This is a genomic window from Pseudomonas sp. EA_65y_Pfl2_P78 (assembly GCF_963970495.1).
In the GTDB taxonomy this organism is placed as follows: Bacteria; Pseudomonadota; Gammaproteobacteria; order Pseudomonadales; family Pseudomonadaceae; genus Aquipseudomonas; species Aquipseudomonas baetica_A.
Map to the genome: position 1 here is coordinate 1 of NZ_CAXAON010000070.1, position 3437 is coordinate 3437.

Sequence of the window (3437 nt, forward strand, 5' to 3'; positions counted from 1 at the left end):
AAAACAAAACCCCAACTGCTTTCGCAATTGGGGTTTCGGAATTTAATCTTGACGATGACCTACTCTCACATGGGGAAACCCCACACTACCATCGGCGATGCATCGTTTCACTGCTGAGTTCGGGATGGGATCAGGTGGTTCCAACGCTCTATGGTCGTCAAGAAATTCGGGTACTGACTCGCGACCTGTTGGCCTCGCTTCAGCAAATTGGGTATGTGACAGCTGTCGGTGTTTTGTGAACATCGAACTTTCGGTTCGTTTCGTCTTCACACACCGCAATCTGGCTTTCAAGCGCAAATTGCTTGGGTGTTATATGGTCAAGCCTCACGGGCAATTAGTATTGGTTAGCTCAACGCCTCACAGCGCTTACACACCCAACCTATCAACGTCGTAGTCTTCGACGGCCCTTCAGGGAACTCAAGGTTCCAGTGAGATCTCATCTTGAGGCAAGTTTCCCGCTTAGATGCTTTCAGCGGTTATCTTTCCCGAACATAGCTACCCGGCAATGCCACTGGCGTGACAACCGGAACACCAGAGGTTCGTCCACTCCGGTCCTCTCGTACTAGGAGCAGCCCCTCTCAAATCTCAAACGTCCACGGCAGATAGGGACCGAACTGTCTCACGACGTTCTAAACCCAGCTCGCGTACCACTTTAAATGGCGAACAGCCATACCCTTGGGACCGGCTTCAGCCCCAGGATGTGATGAGCCGACATCGAGGTGCCAAACACCGCCGTCGATATGAACTCTTGGGCGGTATCAGCCTGTTATCCCCGGAGTACCTTTTATCCGTTGAGCGATGGCCCTTCCATACAGAACCACCGGATCACTAAGACCTACTTTCGTACCTGCTCGACGTGTCTGTCTCGCAGTCAAGCGCGCTTTTGCCTTTATACTCTACGACCGATTTCCGACCGGTCTGAGCGCACCTTCGTACTCCTCCGTTACTCTTTAGGAGGAGACCGCCCCAGTCAAACTACCCACCATACACTGTCCTCGATCCGGATAACGGACCTGAGTTAGAACCTCAAAGTTGCCAGGGTGGTATTTCAAGGATGGCTCCACGCGAACTGGCGTCCACGCTTCAAAGCCTCCCACCTATCCTACACAAGCAAATTCAAAGTCCAGTGCAAAGCTATAGTAAAGGTTCACGGGGTCTTTCCGTCTAGCCGCGGATACACTGCATCTTCACAGCGATTTCAATTTCACTGAGTCTCGGGTGGAGACAGCGCCGCCATCGTTACGCCATTCGTGCAGGTCGGAACTTACCCGACAAGGAATTTCGCTACCTTAGGACCGTTATAGTTACGGCCGCCGTTTACCGGGGCTTCGATCAAGAGCTTCGCGTTAGCTAACCCCATCAATTAACCTTCCGGCACCGGGCAGGCGTCACACCCTATACGTCCACTTTCGTGTTTGCAGAGTGCTGTGTTTTTAATAAACAGTCGCAGCGGCCTGGTATCTTCGACCGGCATGAGCTTACGGAGCAAGTCCTTCACCCTCACCGGCGCACCTTCTCCCGAAGTTACGGTGCCATTTTGCCTAGTTCCTTCACCCGAGTTCTCTCAAGCGCCTTGGTATTCTCTACCCAACCACCTGTGTCGGTTTGGGGTACGGTTCCTGGTTACCTGAAGCTTAGAAGCTTTTCTTGGAAGCATGGCATCAACCACTTCGTCATCTAAAAGATGACTCGTCATCAGCTCTCGGCCTTGGAATCCCGGATTTACCTAAGATTCCAGCCTACCACCTTAAACTTGGACAACCAACGCCAAGCTGGCCTAGCCTTCTCCGTCCCTCCATCGCAATAACCAGAAGTACAGGAATATTAACCTGTTTTCCATCGACTACGCTTTTCAGCCTCGCCTTAGGGACCGACTAACCCTGCGTCGATTAACGTTGCGCAGGAAACCTTGGTCTTTCGGCGTGGGTGTTTTTCACACCCATTGTCGTTACTCATGTCAGCATTCGCACTTCTGATACCTCCAGCAAGCTTCTCAACTCACCTTCACAGGCTTACAGAACGCTCCTCTACCGCATCATCCGAAGATGATACCCGTAGCTTCGGTGTATGGTTTGAGCCCCGTTACATCTTCCGCGCAGGCCGACTCGACTAGTGAGCTATTACGCTTTCTTTAAAGGGTGGCTGCTTCTAAGCCAACCTCCTAGCTGTCTAAGCCTTCCCACATCGTTTCCCACTTAACCATAACTTTGGGACCTTAGCTGACGGTCTGGGTTGTTTCCCTTTTCACGACGGACGTTAGCACCCGCCGTGTGTCTCCCATGCTCGGCACTTGTAGGTATTCGGAGTTTGCATCGGTTTGGTAAGTCGGGATGACCCCCTAGCCGAAACAGTGCTCTACCCCCTACAGTGATACATGAGGCGCTACCTAAATAGCTTTCGAGGAGAACCAGCTATCTCCGAGCTTGATTAGCCTTTCACTCCGATCCACAGGTCATCCGCTAACTTTTCAACGGTAGTCGGTTCGGTCCTCCAGTTAGTGTTACCCAACCTTCAACCTGCCCATGGATAGATCGCCCGGTTTCGGGTCTATTCCCAGCGACTAGACGCCCTATTAAGACTCGCTTTCGCTACGCCTCCCCTATTCGGTTAAGCTCGCCACTGAAAATAAGTCGCTGACCCATTATACAAAAGGTACGCAGTCACCCAACAAAGTGGGCTCCCACTGCTTGTACGCATACGGTTTCAGGATCTATTTCACTCCCCTCTCCGGGGTTCTTTTCGCCTTTCCCTCACGGTACTAGTTCACTATCGGTCAGTCAGTAGTATTTAGCCTTGGAGGATGGTCCCCCCATATTCAGACAAAGTTTCTCGTGCTCCGTCCTACTCGATTTCATTGATAAGAGATTTTCGCGTACAGGGCTATCACCCACTATGGCCGCACTTTCCAGAGCGTTCCGCTAATCTCAAATCAACTTAAGGGCTAGTCCCCGTTCGCTCGCCACTACTAAGGGAATCTCGGTTGATTTCTTTTCCTCAGGGTACTTAGATGTTTCAGTTCCCCTGGTTCGCCTCTTGCACCTATGTATTCAGTACAAGATAACCATCTTATGATGGCTGGGTTCCCCCATTCAGACATCTCCGGATCAAAGTCTGTTTGCCGACTCCCCGAAGCTTTTCGCAGGCTACCACGTCTTTCATCGCCTCTGACTGCCAAGGCATCCACCGTATGCGCTTCTTCACTTGACCATATAACCCCAAGCAATCTGGTTATACTGTGAAGACGACATTCGCCGAAAATTCGAATTTCTCAATTAAGAGAACTCACAAATTTTACCTTAGCCTGAATAAACACCAGTGAAAGTGCTATCCAGTCTATCTTTCTATCACATACCCAAATTTTTAAAGAACGATCTAATCAAAGACTAGAAATCAACATTCATCATCACATCGATGGAATGCTCATTTCTAAGCTTTCA

2 rRNA genes are annotated in these 3437 nt (G+C 50.5%); both read right to left on the reverse strand.

Features of this window, described 5'->3' with window-relative positions:
- Positions 1-46 precede the first annotated feature (46 nt).
- A 5S ribosomal RNA gene (rrf, locus tag AACY02_RS25755) occupies positions 47-162 on the reverse strand.
- Positions 163-313: 151 nt separating this feature from the next.
- A 23S ribosomal RNA gene (locus tag AACY02_RS25760) occupies positions 314-3207 on the reverse strand.
- Positions 3208-3437 lie beyond the last annotated feature (230 nt).